This is a genomic window from uncultured Caldilinea sp. (genome assembly GCF_937128415.1).
Lineage (GTDB): Bacteria > Chloroflexota > Anaerolineae > Caldilineales > Caldilineaceae > Caldilinea.
Window position 1 is genome coordinate 1 of record NZ_CAKZMJ010000075.1, and the last position, 15,266, is coordinate 15,266.

Annotated in this window: 11 protein-coding genes and 1 pseudogene; 3 read left to right on the forward strand and 9 right to left on the reverse strand. The window is 60.6% G+C overall.

What is annotated here, in order from left to right; genetic code table 11:
• The first annotated feature begins 444 nt into the window (after positions 1 to 444).
• From Q0367_RS14400 to Q0367_RS14410, 3 genes are read left to right on the forward strand one after another with little or no spacing between them, the layout of a single operon-like run.
• A complete protein-coding gene (locus tag Q0367_RS14400; RefSeq protein WP_297634350.1) occupies positions 445 to 1,122 on the forward strand; it encodes a succinate dehydrogenase cytochrome b subunit in 678 nt (225 codons plus the stop codon).
• Between the two features lie 13 nt (positions 1,123 to 1,135).
• Positions 1,136 to 3,100 carry a fumarate reductase/succinate dehydrogenase flavoprotein subunit gene (locus Q0367_RS14405; protein WP_297634347.1) on the forward strand — a complete coding sequence of 655 codons (1,965 nt, stop codon included), beginning with the start codon at positions 1,136 to 1,138 and terminating at the stop codon, positions 3,098 to 3,100.
• A 21-nt stretch (positions 3,101 to 3,121) separates the two neighbouring features.
• The gene (locus Q0367_RS14410; RefSeq protein ID WP_297634343.1) at positions 3,122 to 3,877 is read left to right on the forward strand and encodes a succinate dehydrogenase/fumarate reductase iron-sulfur subunit; all 756 of its coding nucleotides are present in this window, start codon (positions 3,122 to 3,124) and stop codon (positions 3,875 to 3,877) included.
• A gap of 124 nt (positions 3,878 to 4,001) precedes the next feature.
• On the opposite strand, the gene Q0367_RS14415 is transcribed toward Q0367_RS14410, so the two are convergent.
• From Q0367_RS14415 to Q0367_RS14455, 9 genes and pseudogenes are all read right to left on the reverse strand, one after another.
• Complete coding sequence (locus tag Q0367_RS14415) at positions 4,002 to 5,660, reverse strand: amidohydrolase family protein (RefSeq protein ID WP_298983080.1); 1,659 nt, start codon at positions 5,658 to 5,660, stop codon at positions 4,002 to 4,004.
• A gap of 306 nt (positions 5,661 to 5,966) precedes the next feature.
• Complete coding sequence (locus Q0367_RS14420; protein WP_297634338.1) at positions 5,967 to 7,289, reverse strand: HEPN domain-containing protein; 1,323 nt, start codon at positions 7,287 to 7,289, stop codon at positions 5,967 to 5,969.
• A 400-nt stretch (positions 7,290 to 7,689) separates the two neighbouring features.
• Positions 7,690 to 9,216, reverse strand: coding sequence for an FGGY-family carbohydrate kinase (locus tag Q0367_RS14425; protein ID WP_298983081.1), 1,527 nt, complete (start codon positions 9,214 to 9,216; stop codon positions 7,690 to 7,692).
• Positions 9,217 to 9,222: 6 nt separating this feature from the next.
• Entirely contained in the window at positions 9,223 to 10,023 is an 801-nt protein-coding gene (locus Q0367_RS14430) for a TIM barrel protein (RefSeq protein WP_298983083.1), read from the reverse strand.
• Positions 10,024 to 10,075: 52 nt separating this feature from the next.
• Positions 10,076 to 10,891: an SDR family NAD(P)-dependent oxidoreductase gene (locus Q0367_RS14435; protein ID WP_298983086.1), complete on the reverse strand. Its 816-nt coding sequence runs from the start codon at positions 10,889 to 10,891 to the stop codon at positions 10,076 to 10,078.
• A gap of 10 nt (positions 10,892 to 10,901) precedes the next feature.
• Positions 10,902 to 11,831: a carbohydrate ABC transporter permease gene (locus tag Q0367_RS14440; RefSeq protein WP_298983088.1), complete on the reverse strand. Its 930-nt coding sequence runs from the start codon at positions 11,829 to 11,831 to the stop codon at positions 10,902 to 10,904.
• A 1-nt stretch (position 11,832) separates the two neighbouring features.
• The gene (locus Q0367_RS14445; RefSeq protein ID WP_297634324.1) at positions 11,833 to 12,777 is read right to left on the reverse strand and encodes a carbohydrate ABC transporter permease; all 945 of its coding nucleotides are present in this window, start codon (positions 12,775 to 12,777) and stop codon (positions 11,833 to 11,835) included.
• 258 nt (positions 12,778 to 13,035) lie between these two features.
• Positions 13,036 to 14,409 (reverse strand): ABC transporter substrate-binding protein, encoded by a 1,374-nt coding sequence (locus Q0367_RS14450; protein WP_297634322.1) that lies wholly within the window; start codon positions 14,407 to 14,409, stop codon positions 13,036 to 13,038.
• A gap of 267 nt (positions 14,410 to 14,676) precedes the next feature.
• A pseudogene (locus Q0367_RS14455) lies at positions 14,677 to 15,266 on the reverse strand (hypothetical protein); the annotation flags it as partial.

The following is a 15,266-nucleotide window of genomic DNA, read 5'->3' on the forward strand; positions in this document are numbered from 1 at the left end:
ATCAAGAACGTGCGGCTTTCAGCCGCACTACCGGCGTAGATGCACGCGCCGCTTCTCGACCGTGACCAGGCGGAGCGGCCCATCAAGAACGTGCGGCTGGGAGCCGCACCTACCAGCACTGTAGGCGATCCCTCAACCCGGTCGATCGATTGCCAGGTTTGACTCGTAACTTCCAAGAATCCACCGGAGCAATTTCAGGAGCGAGTGTGGATTGTGTAAAATTGCACAAAAGATGCACAATGTTTGTGATATATTTCAAATCTAAAAATACATCTGTTCTCTCATGCGAAAAAATTCACTAAAGGTATGCTGCGTTCCAGTTTTTTCTGGCGCTGTGATATGATGGAACGCACTGATCGATTTGAGTCCATCGTGTTTGAGTCCATCGTGTCTTCTCGCGTGCACCGAATCAACCGGTAAGATGCAGCAGAACAGGAGTCTTCGATGCAAGTGCAAGTAGCTGTCCTTCCTCGCTCTTCGATTGCTAAAAAGGCGGTGATGGCGGTCACCGGGGCTGTCTGGATCGGTTTTTTGATTTTGCACATGTGGGGCAACCTGCACATCTTTCAAGGCCAGGAAAAGTTCAACCACTACGCCGAATTCCTGCGCACGGTCGGCGAGCCGGTCTTCTCCTATGCGCAACTGTTGTGGATTTTCCGCATCATCTTGATTGTCTCCATCGCCGCGCACATGTGGGCGGCGTGGGACTTGTATCAACAGGCGCGACGCGCGCGCTCGACCAGTTACGCGGTGAAGCGCGTCGTCCAGGCAAACTACGCCTCGCGCTTCATGCGCATCGGCGGTGTGGTCATTATCCTGTTCATCCTCTTTCATCTGGCGCATTACACGTGGGGATGGGTGACGCCTTTCGATCGGCACGACCCATATACGAATGTGATTGTCGGATTTTCCAATCCGGTGATTGTGCTGTTCTACCTGCTGGCGCTGGCGGCGCTGAGCTTGCACCTCTTTCATGGCGTATGGAGCATGTTCCAGACGCTCGGATTAAACAGTCGACGCTTTGACGGCTTCTTCCGCGGACTGGCGATTTTCCTGGCGCTGGTGGTGCCCATCGGTTTTGCCACAGTGCCGCTGTCCGTGCTCTTCGGCATTCTGAAATAGGAGAGGATGGATCATGAGTGTGACGACGACGCAAACGATCACGGAGACGCCCACTTTCGTCGAGGCGCCCTTGGATGGCCGCGTCCCTTCCGGCCCGATCGAGACCCTGTGGGAGCGCACCAAATTCGAGATGAAGCTGGTGAACCCCAGCAATCGACGCAAATTCAAGATCATCATCGTCGGCTCGGGGCTGGCAGGCGCATCGGCGGCGGCCACGTTGGGAGAGCAGGGATACAACATCGAATGCTATTGCTACCAGGATAGCCCCCGCCGCGCGCACAGCGTGGCGGCGCAGGGCGGCATCAACGCCGCCAAAAACTATCGCAACGACGGCGACAGCGTCTATCGCCTCTTCTACGACACGGTCAAGGGCGGCGACTTCCGCGCACGCGAGGCGAACGTCTACCGCCTCGCCGAGGTGAGCAACGCCATCATCGACCAGTGCGTGGCCCAGGGCGTGCCCTTCGCCCGCGAGTACGGCGGCATGCTCGACAACCGCTCTTTCGGCGGCGCACAGGTCTCGCGCACCTTCTACGCCCGCGGGCAGACCGGCCAGCAGCTTCTGCTCGGCGCTTACCAGGCGCTGGCGCGGCAGATTGCGGCGGGCACGGTCAAGATGTTCACGCGCACCGAAATGCTCGACCTGATCGTCATCAATGGCCGTGCGCGCGGCATCGTCGTGCGCGACATGCGCACAGGCGAGATCACGCCGCGACTGGCCGACGTCGTCGTGTTGGCGACCGGCGGCTACAGCAACGTTTTCTACCTCTCCACAAACGCCAAAGGCTGCAACGGCACTGCCATCTGGCGCGCCTACAAGCGCGGGGCGTACTTCGCCAACCCCTGCTTCACCCAGATTCATCCGACTTGCATCCCGCCGGTGGGGGAGCATCAGTCCAAACTGACGTTGATGAGTGAGTCGCTGCGCAACGACGGGCGCATTTGGGTGCCGCGTCAGCCGGGCGACACGCGGCCGCCGGACCAAATTCCCGAGAACGAGCGCTATTATTACCTCGAAGAGATGTATCCGAGCTACGGCAACCTCTCCCCGCGCGACATTTCTTCGCGCGCCGCCAAGCGTATGGTGGACAGCGGCCGCGGGGTCGGCCCGCTGCGCAACGGCGTCTATCTGGACTTCGCCGACGCCATCAAACGCCTTGGCGAAAAGGTGATCCGCGATCGCTACGGCAACCTTTTCGATATGTACGAAAATATCACAGGGGAGAACGCCTACAAGACGCCGATGCGCATCTACCCGGCGCCGCATTACACGATGGGCGGCCTGTGGGTGGATTATTACCTGATGAGCAACATCCCTGGGCTGTTCGTCATCGGCGAAGCCAACTTCTCCGACCATGGCGCCAATCGCCTCGGCGCCAGCGCGTTGATGCAAGGACTTGCGGACGGCTATTTCATCCTGCCCGCCACGCTGCCCAACTACATTGCCTCCACCAAACTGGAAAAGGTGACGGAGGACGCCGACGCCGTCAAGGAGGCCGTCGACAACGTGAAGCGAATCACGGAGCGGCTGATGAACGTCAAGGGTGAGAAGAGCGTGGATCACTATCACCGTGAGTTGGGCAAGATCATGTGGGAATATTGCGGCATGTCGCGCACGGCGGAGGGCTTGCAGAAGGCGTTGCAGCTCATCCCAGAGCTGGAGGCGGAATTCTGGGAAAATGTGCGCGTCACCGGCTCCGCCAACGAGCTCAACCAGGAGCTGGAGAAGGCGGGCCGCCTGGTCGACTACTTCGAGCTAGGCAAGCTCATGTGCCTGGATGCGCTCAACCGCAACGAGTCGTGCGGCGGCCATTTCCGAGAGGAGTACCAGACGCCCGACGGCGAAGCCCTGCGCAACGACGAAGAGTACGCCTACGTTGCGGCCTGGCAGTATGCGGGCGACGACGCCATGCCAATCCTGCATAAAGAACCGCTCAAGTTCGAATACGTCAAGCTGACCACGCGCAGCTACAAATAGATAGACAGGAAGGGGGCTGTTATGCGACTGAAATTGCGAATCTGGCGCCAGAAAAACGCCCAGTCGGAAGGTCGTTTCGTCGAATATAACCTGGACGGCGTCAGTGAAGATAGCTCGTTTTTGGAGATGCTCGATCTTCTCAACCAGCAACTGATCGACCGCAACGAAGAGCCGGTGCATTTCGACCACGATTGCCGGGAGGGCATCTGTGGCATGTGCGGCCTGATGATCAACGGCATTGCGCATGGCCCCAAGGCGGCGGTGACCACCTGCCAGCTCCATATGCGCGAGTTCAAAGATGGCGATACCATCACGATCGAACCGTGGCGCGCCAAAGCTTTCCCGGTCATCAAAGACTTGGTCGTGGATCGCAGCGCCTTTGACCGCATCATCCAGGCGGGCGGCTATATCTCGGTGAGCACCGGTCAGGCGCCGGAAGCCAATGTGATCCCGGTGCCGAAAACCCAGGCGGACCGCGCCATGGATGCGGCCGCCTGTATCGGCTGCGGCGCGTGCGTGGCCGCCTGCCCCAACGGCTCGGCGATGCTCTTCACGGCCGCCAAGTTGGCGCACCTCAACTCGCTGCCGCAGGGCCAGCCCGAGCGCTATGACCGCGCCGTCTTGATGGTCAACCAGATGGATGCCGAAGGCTTCGGCGGCTGCACCAATATCGGCGAATGCGAGGCCGTCTGTCCGAAGGAGATCAGCCTTGACTTCATCGCCATGATGAATCGAGACCTGCTGGTCGCCAATTTGCTGGGAAAAGGCAGGCGATAAAGGGGAGCGTTCGCTCAACCCCGCGCACTTACTCCATCGAGTGCAAGGCGGATTGCGTTGTCGGCTCTACGACAATGCAATCCGCCTTTTTGATCTTCTATTTCTGCCTCCTGCGCCCGACGTCTCACCCAATCGTGGGCGCCGGCGATCCGCTGCGCCTGCGCCCTGGCCCATCGACGATGCGCCCGGGCCGCGCGCCGGTGTGGACGCCGTCCGCCAACACGCGCACGCCGTTGATCCACACATCGCGCACGCCGACGGAAAGCTGATGCGAGTCCTCGAAGGTGGCGCGATCGGCGATCGTCTCCGGGTCAAAAAGGACGACGTCGGCGAAAAAGCCCGGCGCCAGCAGGCCGCGATCGGGAATGCGCAGCCGAGAGGCCACCGACCAGGTCATCTTGCGGATGGCGTCCTCCAATGTCAACACCTTTTCCTCGCGCACGTATTTGCCAAGCACGCGCGGGTAGGTGCCGTAGGAGCGAGGGTGCACGGGGCCGTACTGTTCGCTCCAGGCCGGGTCATGGCCGCCGGCGTCGGTGGAAATCTTGATCCAGGGCAGCGTCAGCTGGCGGCGCACATTCTCCTCGCTCATCGAGAAGTAGATGGTGCCGATGCGATCCTGCTCCGAGAGCAGCAGGTCGAAAGTGGCGTCGATCCAGTCCTGGCCGCGCATGGCTGCGATCTCGGTGAGACGCTTGCCGATGTACTGTTTGTTTTCGGGCTTTTGGAAGCCGATCGGCATCACGCTTTCCGGATCGCGGCTGCCCATCGCCTCCCAGTCGCCGGAAGGATGGAGCATCTCGTGCTTAATGCGGGCGCGCATCGTCGGGTCGCGCAGGTTGTCGAAGAGTTTATCCTCGGCCTGCGCCCACGGGGGGATGACGGCGGTCAGGCCGGTGCCGGCGGCGGCGTAGGGGTACATGTCGGCGGTGACATCGACGCCCTCGGCGCGCGCCCGCTCGATCACGGCGATGGCGGGTTCGATCAGCGGCCAGTTGGCCTTTCCGGCGGCCTTGAGATGATAGACCTCAACGGCCACGTTGGCGCGGCGGCCGATCTCGACGGCCTCCTGCATCGCCTCCACAAGTTGTTCGGCCTCGGAGCGAATATGCGTGATGTACACGCCCTGATATGCGGCCACGACTTTGCAGATCTCGACGATTTCGTCGGTGTCGGCGTAGGCGTCGGGCGGATAGATGAGCGCATAGGCGACGCCGAAGGCGCCATCTTCCATCGCCTCCGCCATCACGGCGCGCATCAGCGCCAGCTCGTCGGCGCTGGCCTTGCCCATCTCCATGCCTTTGGCGATCGTGCGCAGCGTGCCGCCGCCCAAAAACGAGCCGACGTTGGGAGAGACGCCCGCCTCGACCATCGCCTCCAGCCAGTGGCGAAAGCGCGTCCAGGTGCGGACGTTTTCCTTCCAGGCGTCGAGCGGATAGGGGAAGATGGCGTGCGCCAGCGGGTCGGTGTTGCGCCCGCGCACCGGCGCCGGCGTCCATCCTTCGCCCATAATTTCGGTGGTGACGCCCTGCGTGATCTTGGAGAGACTGCGGCCATCGACCATCAGCGGCAGGATCGAGTGGCTTTGGATGTCGATGAAGCCGGGGCAGACGACCATGCCGGCGGCGTCGATCACCTGGCGGGCGTCGCTGCGATCGATGGCGCCCGGCCCGACGAGGGCGGCGATGCGGTCGCCCCGGATCGCCAGGTCGCCGTAGAACCAGGGGTTGCCGGAGCCGTCGACGATGCGGCCGTTGATGATTAATGTGTCATAGTGAGACATAAGAGGCGCTTCCGGTGGAATTGGGAGTGAGATGGTTGTATGAAGCTACTATGGTTAGCGCTGTGCGTGACCGTCAAGTTATATCTAACTGAAGTTTAGTTGACGTTTCAGTTCCTCCTATTCTGGCCCGGGAGTGGAGCAGTATGGACGATCTGCACCGCTTGGTGCTAAGAAACCTGGGCTTGTAACATTGCGAATTTTGAGAATATCTCGGCGCGTAAATTTAGCAGATGAAGTCATTTCAATTCACCAAGTTGGAAACTCTAACGGCTGGGCGGCGGGTTAAGCTTCCTGTCAATGATAACCTTAAGTCCGCAATATCTGCTCGTCGAACCACGAGACCAAATCATTAGGGTTATTCATAGATTTAAAAGGCTCATCTACAAGTATCCGTAAGATACATTTTTTTGTTATGGACCTAATTAATCCCAAGTCTGCATATTTGACCTCATATTTACCGCTATGAACTATTTGAGATCTTATTCTATATAAATCTCGGACTTGCTCAGATAGTCTACGACGAGCTTGTAGATCTCTTCCGAGAAGATGCGCAACGCGTACCCGTAAACGATAGCCAAGCTCATCCCTATCATTCTCCGCAAGCATGATGCTTTCCAGAGCAATCATATACAACAGAAAGGCTTCCTCCCTCCTATTATCCACCGTTGCTCTACCCGCCCATTGCATTGCAGCAACCAGTCTGTCCTCTAACTTGCTCCGTTGTTCTTTTGAAAGAATGTTGCTAATGGTGGCAAAACCTAAAGTTTTGCGAGCGTCTAAATCCGAGAGCTCTCGTAGCGACAAGGGGCTAAGTGGCCCAGTGACTTTCATTTGTAGATTAACTGCTGGTCTATTACTCTGGAGTAAAACAGGAATGGTCATCGCAGTTCTTTCAGCTTCTCCAATGATAAACAGGTGGCCCTTCGATGGGAGCATGTCACTATAGAAGTTGATGATATCAAGTGTTAGACGCAACTCTTTTAAGGCCAAAGATCTGGCTGCATCTGCTTCGATGGCTGATACATCGGTTATGCCAATTGGCTTCTCTATGATGTCTTTCATCCAGTCGTCCATCCAGTCGTCAATGATTTTTGCTTTTATCTGCCTTTCTTGCTCGCTTACTTCCTGATGATCAAGAATTTGCTCAAACTCGCCGAGATGTTCATCTCCAAATATGCAGAAAGTTACGTTGCCAACTTTGACAGGCAAACCATCCGCTGCTAATCCGTTGACCGGATAATATACCCGGAAGGTGCAAGGTTTCGCATTAAGAGCTGTTTTCAAGTTTTGAGTTGCTTTTACAAGGCGCTGCTCGATAGATTGGTTGGAACGACGTCCGTTGATGTCTAGGATTTCCAGAATCGCCTTCTGGTAAAGACTCTCAACAGCTTTAGGGCTGATTTGCTCACGAGATGTCGCAACTTCAACGAGTTTGCGGAGGCATTCTCTGTAATTTTGGGCCTCTATCCCGGTGAGCAAAACCGCTCCGTCTTCGGAGCTTGAAAAGATTATTTCGGGGATAAACCCCTCTGAAAGAGGTTCAAGGGGTAATAACGACTTCACAAAATGCGTAAATTCCTCTAGAGCTTTATCCAGATCTGGAATGTCTTTTTGCGAATTGGACTTCATCTGTTTACTCACCATTGCGGTCCTGTACATCTTTCATAGTAGCACTCACAAGTGGCTCAATGGCTCGTGTTTCAACTCAGTGTACAGCGCTCTCGGCTAAAGGTGTTTGTTAACTCCTGTTTTTGTTGAGAAAGAACCACCTACACGAGCAGGATGTACATTTGTCAGGTAGGCCGGTGCACCAGACCAGTACAACCTATGGAGTTTCAGTGTTGTAAGCCTAAACGCTATGAATTGGTTCTTCGGTAAAAACCCTCACCGTAAATCAAACAATTTGGATAAGGCCTGTTAGCACTGTTTCACACGCAATCTACGCAACACTATAAGTGAAAATCTTCTCACCATCAACCCGATCTCCGCACCCGCCCAAAAAAAGGCGCAATCACCGCCAGAACCTCGATCACATCGAAACCGCTGCGCCTCCTTGTCCCTGCGCCTTCCTTTCATGCAATCTGGCAACGACGGCGCGGTAGTCGGCGTAGCATTCGAGGTAGCCGGGTTGAAGGGTCGGATCGGGCGAGATTTCTTTCATCGGGCGTCGCCAGGCGCGCGTTGCCGCAACCACATCGGGGCCAAGCACGCCGGCGCCCACGCCGGCGAGGATGGCGGCGCCTCGCGCCGGCCAGTGGGCCTCCGGAGCTGCGTGCACGGGCCGTCCCGTCGTGTCGGCGAGCAGGCGCATCAACGTCCGGCTGCGCGTGGCGCCTCCTGACAACAGCAGTGGAGACGTCGCCGACGCTCCTCCGGGCGCGGCGGCGCTCAATGCCTCCAGCGCCCAGCGCACCTCGCAGGCGATCCCTTCGCACAGGGCGCGCACCATGTCCGCACGCGTGTGGTCGAGGCGCAGACCCACGAAGCCTCCGCGGCCCTCGCCGAGCTGCGCGCTGCCGAGCATCGGCGCAAAGCGCAGGCCGCGCGCGCCGGGCGGGCTGGCCTCCAGCGCAGCCTCCCACAGGGCGAACCGATCGCTCGCCTCCGGCCACAGGATTTGCATCCACCAGGCGATCACGGCGCCGAATCCCCCCAGGAGCTGCGACAGCGTATACAGGCCGGGCAGGACGTGAAAGTTGAGCGCCATGCTCTCGGGCAGCCTTTCAACCGCCAGGTCAGGCGTGAGCGTCGTCAGCACCCAGGCGGTTCCCGTCGCCAGCATCGGACGCCCTGTCTCGACGACGCCCATCCCCAGCGCTGCACAACATTGATCCTGTCCGCCGACGACCACCGGCAGTTCGGCGGGCAGCCCTGTGGCCTGCGCCGCCTCCGCCGTGAGATGGCCTGCGCCTTGGCCCGCCTGCGCCAGCGTCGGCAGCTGACCAGGGGACGCGCCCGCAAACGCGCAAAGCTCCTCCGACCACGTTGCGGTTGCCCGCTCCAGCAGCAGCATTTCCGCTGCGTTGGAGAAATCGAGCATCGGTCGGCTCGTCAGCCGCAGCAGCAGATAGCTGTGCACGTCGAGGATGTGCGCTGCGCGTTTCAGGAGCTCCGGAGACTGCTGCGCCAGCCACGCCAGCGACGCCAGCGGCAGGCCCGCGTGCGGATGCCAGCCGGTCCGTCGCCGGATGTGAGCGGCTCGCCCGTCCTTCGTCCAGCGCTCGACGATCGGCTGCGCGCGATGGTCGAGCCAGGTGATGAAGGGCGTCAGCGCCTCGCCCGCGTCATTGAGCGTCGTCACCGATCCGGCCTGGGCGGCCAGGGCCAGCGCCGCGATGCGCCCTAGCCCGGCGGCGCTCGAGGCGACGCTGCGCAACGCGGTGCAGAGCGCCTGCCAGAGCTCTTCGGGCTCCTGTTCGACCCAGCCGGGGTGCGGCGTGCGAAGGGAGACTGCGCACCGGCTAGAATGGCGCTCGTCGCCGTTGCAATCGTAGAGGACGGCCTTGACCGCCGAAGTGCCCACCTCGACGCCGAGCAAGAGCGGTTGCGCGTCCATTTCGTTTTAGCTCACCGGGAAAAGCTGCTTCACCACGGCGAGTGCGCTGGCAGGGTCGTGCGAGGGCGAAAATTCCAGCCCGATCTCGCCGTCGTAGCCCAGCCTGCGCAAGGCGGCGGCGATGTTGACGAAGTTGATCTCGCCCGTGCCCGGCTCTTGTCGCGTCGGCGCGTCGCCGATGTGCACGCCGGAAATCACATCGATATGCCGTTCGAGCGTCCAGAGGAGGTCGCCCGCTCCTCGCTGTTGGTGATAGGCGTCGAACGCGTAGCGAAACTGCGGATGATCCATCCGGCGCACCCAGTCGATGGCCAGCTGCGGCGAATCGACCGCCTGTCGCCCGATGAAGTGATTGCGGCTCAGGCTCTCGACGCGCACCTCGACCGCGGTCTGCTCGACCAGCCGCAGGATGCGCTCCGTCTGGCGCAGGAGATTGGCGTATTGCTCCGCCTGGCTGTAGTTGCCGGAGAGCGCCCGCACCCGCTCGCGACCGTCGATCACGTCGATCTGGTTCGAGAAGATGTAGAGCACGGAGACGCCGTGTTGCTGCGCCATTTCCAGCGACTCCGCCCAGCTGCGCAGCGTCTTGTCGTTGTCGGCGGGATCGGCGAGCGAGCCCATGTCGCCGTCGAAGGTGGAGTAAAGCTGTGCATCATGGCGCCTGCATTCGGCGACAAGCTCGGCCAGCGGCGCTTGCCGCCAGGCGAAGACGCAAAAGCGACGCACGCCCAGTCTGGCGAAGGCGGCGACGCGCTCCACCAGCGGTCGATCGGTGAACCAGAAGTCGAGGTAGCCGGTGTAGAACATGGGAGCAATTCTCGGTGGAGTGTGGTGCGTAGGCCGGGAAAGCGATGCAACTCTACGCCATGACCATGCCGCCGTCCACCTCGATGGCCTGGCCGGTCAGGTAGCGCGCGTCGTCGGAGGCGAGGAAGGCCGCCACGCCGGCGATCTCCCACGGCTGGGCGATGCGGCCCAGCGGGCAGTCTCGCGCACGCATTGCCAGCCATTCCTCCGGGCTTAACCCCTCGCGGCCGCCGACGATGGCGGCGACCTGGCGCACCATCGCCGTCAGCGTGTTGCCGGGGCAGATGGCGTTGACGGTCACGCCGTAGGGCGCCAGCTCCATCGCCACCGAGCGCGTCAGGCCGATCAGCCCGCTCTTCGAGGCGGAGTATTCGGCGGTGGCGGGCCAGCTCGTCTTGCCCGCCATCGAGGAGATGTTGACGATGCTGCTCCCTTTGCGCCGGCGGAGATAGGGAGCGGCGGCGCGGTTTGTGTAAAAAGCGCCGGTCAGGTTGGTCTGCAGCGTGTCCGCCCACTGCGCAGCGGAGACTTCCTCCAGGGGCGAGCCGGTGTAAATGCCCGCCGCCGCCACGACGATGTCCACCCCGCCCCAGCGCGCTGCAACCTGCGCGAACGCCGCATCGACCTGCTCCGCCACGCGCACGTCGCATGGCAGGGCGATGGCGTCGACGCCCAGGCTGCGGCACTGCGCAGCAATGGCCTCGTTGCCCGCCGCTTCGATGTCCAGGCAGGCGACGTTGGCGCCTTCCTGTGCAAAGCGCAGTGCGCAAGCGCCGCCAATGCCGCCCGCCGCGCCGGTGATCACGGCCACTTTCTCGATAAAGCGTCGCGCCCCCACGTTGGGACGCATCATGATAGGTTCAAGCATAGACAGTCGATCATCCCTTGATGGCGCCTTCCATCATAGCGGCGAAGAAAGTGCGCCGGGCGAAGATGAAAAGAATCACGATCGGCAGCGCAATCAGGATGCACGCCGCCGCAATCACCTGGAGATTGATAATATTCTGCCCGAGGAACTCATAGAGGCCGAACATGGCGGGCTTCAGCTCATTTTTGGCCACCAGCAGATAGCCGGCGATGAACTCGTTCCAGACATTCACGAAGGTGAGCAGGAAGATAGCCATCAACCCGGGCAAGGCCAGCGGCATGCTGATGCGCAGCAGCGCGCTGAAGGGCGTGCAGCCGTCGATCACGGCGGCCTCTTCCAGCTCGCGGGGAATGGCGTCGAAGAACCCCTTGGCGATCCAGACGCTCAGCGGCAAGAAGAAGCCGGTGTAGACGGCGACAAGAAAGAGGCGGTCGTCGTAAAAGGGCAACTGGGCGCGACGAATGTTGACGCCCATGTGATAGAGGGCGAGCAGGTTGGTCAACAGCGGCACGCCGGTGATGGCGAGAATGCTGACCAACATCGCCTGTCGGCCGCGGAAGCGATAGCGCGAGAAGGCGTAGCCCGACATGCCGGACAAAAAGACGACGAGCAGCGCCGTCGACGTGGCGTACATGAACGAATTGGGGATGTAGATGCGCACGATGTTGCCTGTCAAGGTGAACGGCAACAGGCCATCGCTCGGACGAGGCGCCAGCACGCGCTGATACCCTTCGACCGACCAGCGACAGGCCGAAGGATCGAAGGCGCTTTCGGGCGTGTCGCACGGCAGAATGTTCGGCGGCTTGCGGATGATGTCGCGTTCGCCCTTGAACGAGATCAAGACCGTGGTCGCCACCGGGATCAACGCAAAGAGACAGATGATGACCAGCGCAATGTTGATCATCCATGCGTCCAGGCGTCGTCGTGAAATGGAGAACATATCAGTGGCTCCTCTCTTCCACGCGCGTGATGCGCAGCGTCGCCAGAATCAACGCCCAGTTGACGACTGCGATCAACAGGGCGAGCGCGGCCGCCCGACCGAACTCCAGCTGCGACCAGCCCAACACGTAAAGCAGGTAGCTGAGCACCTCGGTCGAGGTGCCAGGCCCGCCGCCGGTGAGGCTGAAGACCATGCCGACGCCGTTCATGCCGCCCAGCGTCAGGCTGAAGAGCGCCACGACCAGCGTCGGCAGCATCAGCGGGATCAGAATATGGCGCACGACCTGCCAGCCGTTGGCGCCATCCATGCGGCTGCTTTCGATGATCTCGTTGGAGACCGTCTGCATGGCCGCCAGCAAGAGCAGGGTGATGAAGGGCAGCGCGCGCCAGGCGGAGGCCATAATTAGATAGATCATCGCCGGCGCAGGCGGGAAGGGAAAGCCGCCAAACCAGGAAGGCGGCCGCGACGCCGTCAACACGGAGATGCCGTTGGGCGGGAAAATCGCCGGATTCTGCAAAATGCCCGAAAGCAACCCATAGTCAGGCACCACAAGCAGCCGAAAGACGATCCCAACGATGATGTCGGCGATGATCCACGGCACGAAGAGCACCGTGATGTAAAGGCCGGACAGCTTCAGTTTACGGTTCAACAACAGCGCGATGATAAACCCGAGCACGAGCGTCAGCGTTGTATAGCCGATCAAAAAGACGATGGTGTGGCCGACGCTCTCCCCGAAGACGCCCATCCGGAACAGACGCTGAAAGTTGTCGACGCCGACATAGTCCCAACCCCTTGGCTGGCGCTGATGCAGGCTGAGCCAGACCGTGTAAAAGGCCGGGTAGACCTGGATGGCAAGGATGACCACAACGGTTGGGAGGATCAACCAGAAAGGGAGTAAATTGCGGAAACGATTCCGTGGTTTTCTCCGAATTTCAGTACGCTGCATCGAAAAACGCTTTCAATTCTCTCGATCTCGCCGATCAATCTGCGTAAATGGCTTCAACGCCTCGTCCATCCTCGTCCATTTTGTAGAGGCGCAGGTGTCGCTTCAGCATAATTTGTTACAGACCACTGAGTTAAGCAGCCATCTTCCAGAAAGCTTTTGTGCTTTCTGGAAGATGGCGACGATGACGCTGCATTCACCTGGAGCGCAGGATGCTTTCTCCTTCAAAAGCCCTGAACGAAGCGATTGCCGGTGCGCCCATCACCCGCCGGCGTTGTATTCGTCCTGCGCCCGCTGCAACTCTGTGGCGATGTCGAGCGATGGGTCTTCCTTGATGAGGCGGTACACCGCGCCCATGATCAGGCGCAGCGCCTCCGGTCGGCGTTCGAGCGAACCGTGCCAGGGACGGCAGGCGCTGGCCGCCACCACCTCGCCCGCTTGTCGGTAGAATGGCGTCTGGAACTGCTCAGAGGCGCGCGTCGTCAGCAGCGCCGGGAAGCCGGCGCCGGGGCGGAGCACCCAGTCGGCGTTCTGCTCCGGCGACATGATCCAGTTGATGTAGTCGTGGGCGGCCTCCGGATTTTTGGCGCCGACCGGAATGCCAAAGCCGGTGACCTCATTGTTGCATCCGGGCGTCTTCCCTTCCGGCGCAGGGAAGGGGCGCAGGATGACGTCGCCGGCCGCAATCGCGTCGAGCATGTCCTCTTCGTTGCCCTTCGAGTATTTTGTGCCGTTAGGCGCAGTCAACGGATTGACGTAGCGATAGCCGAACAAACCGGTTGGGAAGGAGCCGGCCGAGGCGTCCTTGAACGCCTCCTCCTCCTGGAAGCCGCCGGCGAAGGCGATCTCCGGCACATAGCCGCTCTGCACCATGGTGCGCAGGAACTCGACGGCCGCCACGTTCTCCGGCCTGTTGAGCAGCATGTTGCCCTGGCCGTCGTCATAGCCGCCGCCAAAGGAGGCGAAGGCCATGAAGACGGCGCGCGTAGCGCCGTTGCCGTTGAAGTCCGTCGAGCCGAAGAAGGTCATGGCATACAGCCCCTCCGCCTTCAGACGCTCGCCCGCCGCCAGATAACCCTCTGGCCGAGTCGGGAAGCCTTCCGGGAAGCGATCCTTCCAAACGTAGACCAGATGTGGACGCTCGGCGATCGGAATGCAGTAGAGGCCGCCATCCGGGCCGGTGCACGCCTGCAGCGCGTTCGGGTCCATGTCTGCATACCAGGACTGCGCGCTGGCCCATTCTCTGAGGTCTTGCAAGGCGCCGTTCTTGTACAGCTCGGTGAGGCCGCTGCTGCCCATCTCGAAGAGATCGGGCACGTCGCCGCCGGCCTGCACCGCCGCCACCAACTCGGCTGTCATGCGGTCCCACGCCTTGGGTTGATTCACCCATCGCCACTTGCCGGCGAAAGCCTCGTTAAACTGCGGGATGGTGTCGCGCAGATACTGATTGCCGACGCGCTCGTCGCTGGCGGGGTCTTCGTTCTTTTCATCGTACTGATACCAGGTGATAAAGTCTCGCACCTGTGCGGCGGGGGCTGCTTCGCCGGGTGCAGAAGGTGCGGCAGGCGCAGCGCATGCTGCAAACACAAAGCCCAAAAGCAGCGCAAAAACAAGGATTGTCCATGCACGTTTCATATGAGGCAGACTCCTTCCTGATGGGTTGTGATAAACCGACAAGACGCTTTCAGATGGGTTGTCTCGGCGCTCATCGACCAGACGCAATGCCGCGGCGCATTGCGCTAGCTATTGTAGACGATGATTTTGAACGGTGCAACACGTTTGCAAATCAACCTTTTCTGCAGTGCGGCTCACACAAATTCGGGGGCGACAGCTGCGCCAGATGCTCGAGAGCGCTTTTGAATTCCCTGTTGCGGCCTGAGTGCATCTGCAGGTGTGAAGAAGCTATGAAGGCGACTGCTCGGACGCAGGAGCGACGTAATAGGGATGTTCGCTCCACTCGATCACCAGGGGATAGACGCGCTCGATTTGCTGTGCAGGCTGGTCGGGGTCGATGAGGTCGTGTGGAAGCCCCCATGGTGCGGGGAATTCATACAGCAGGACGTTGGAGCCGCGACGGCGCCATCGTCGCACAAGGGTGCGCACGCCTTCGTTGTCGATCGACTCGTCGGTGGGGTTGAGGATGACGACCAGGGAGCGCGCTTTGGCCGCGCGGCGACGCACAGTTTGGCCGACAAGCACGGCCAGGCGCAACACCGCCTGGAGGGCGCGCAAATGGAAGCCATAGTAGGCGTGCTCTGGCCCAGGCGCTGCGCCTTTCAACTGCGGGTCCCACCAGATGAAACGATTGGGCGCATATCGGGCATAGGCGGCGTAGAGCGGCATGAATCGAAAAGGAATCGCCCGAAACGCCAGCGCCGGCGCCACCATCACGGCGCGATCGATGTCCTCGCGATGCTGCGCCAGCCACGCCGTCACCAGGCCGCCCATGGAGAGGCCCATGACCATGACGTAACGCCCCAGTCCTCGTGCAA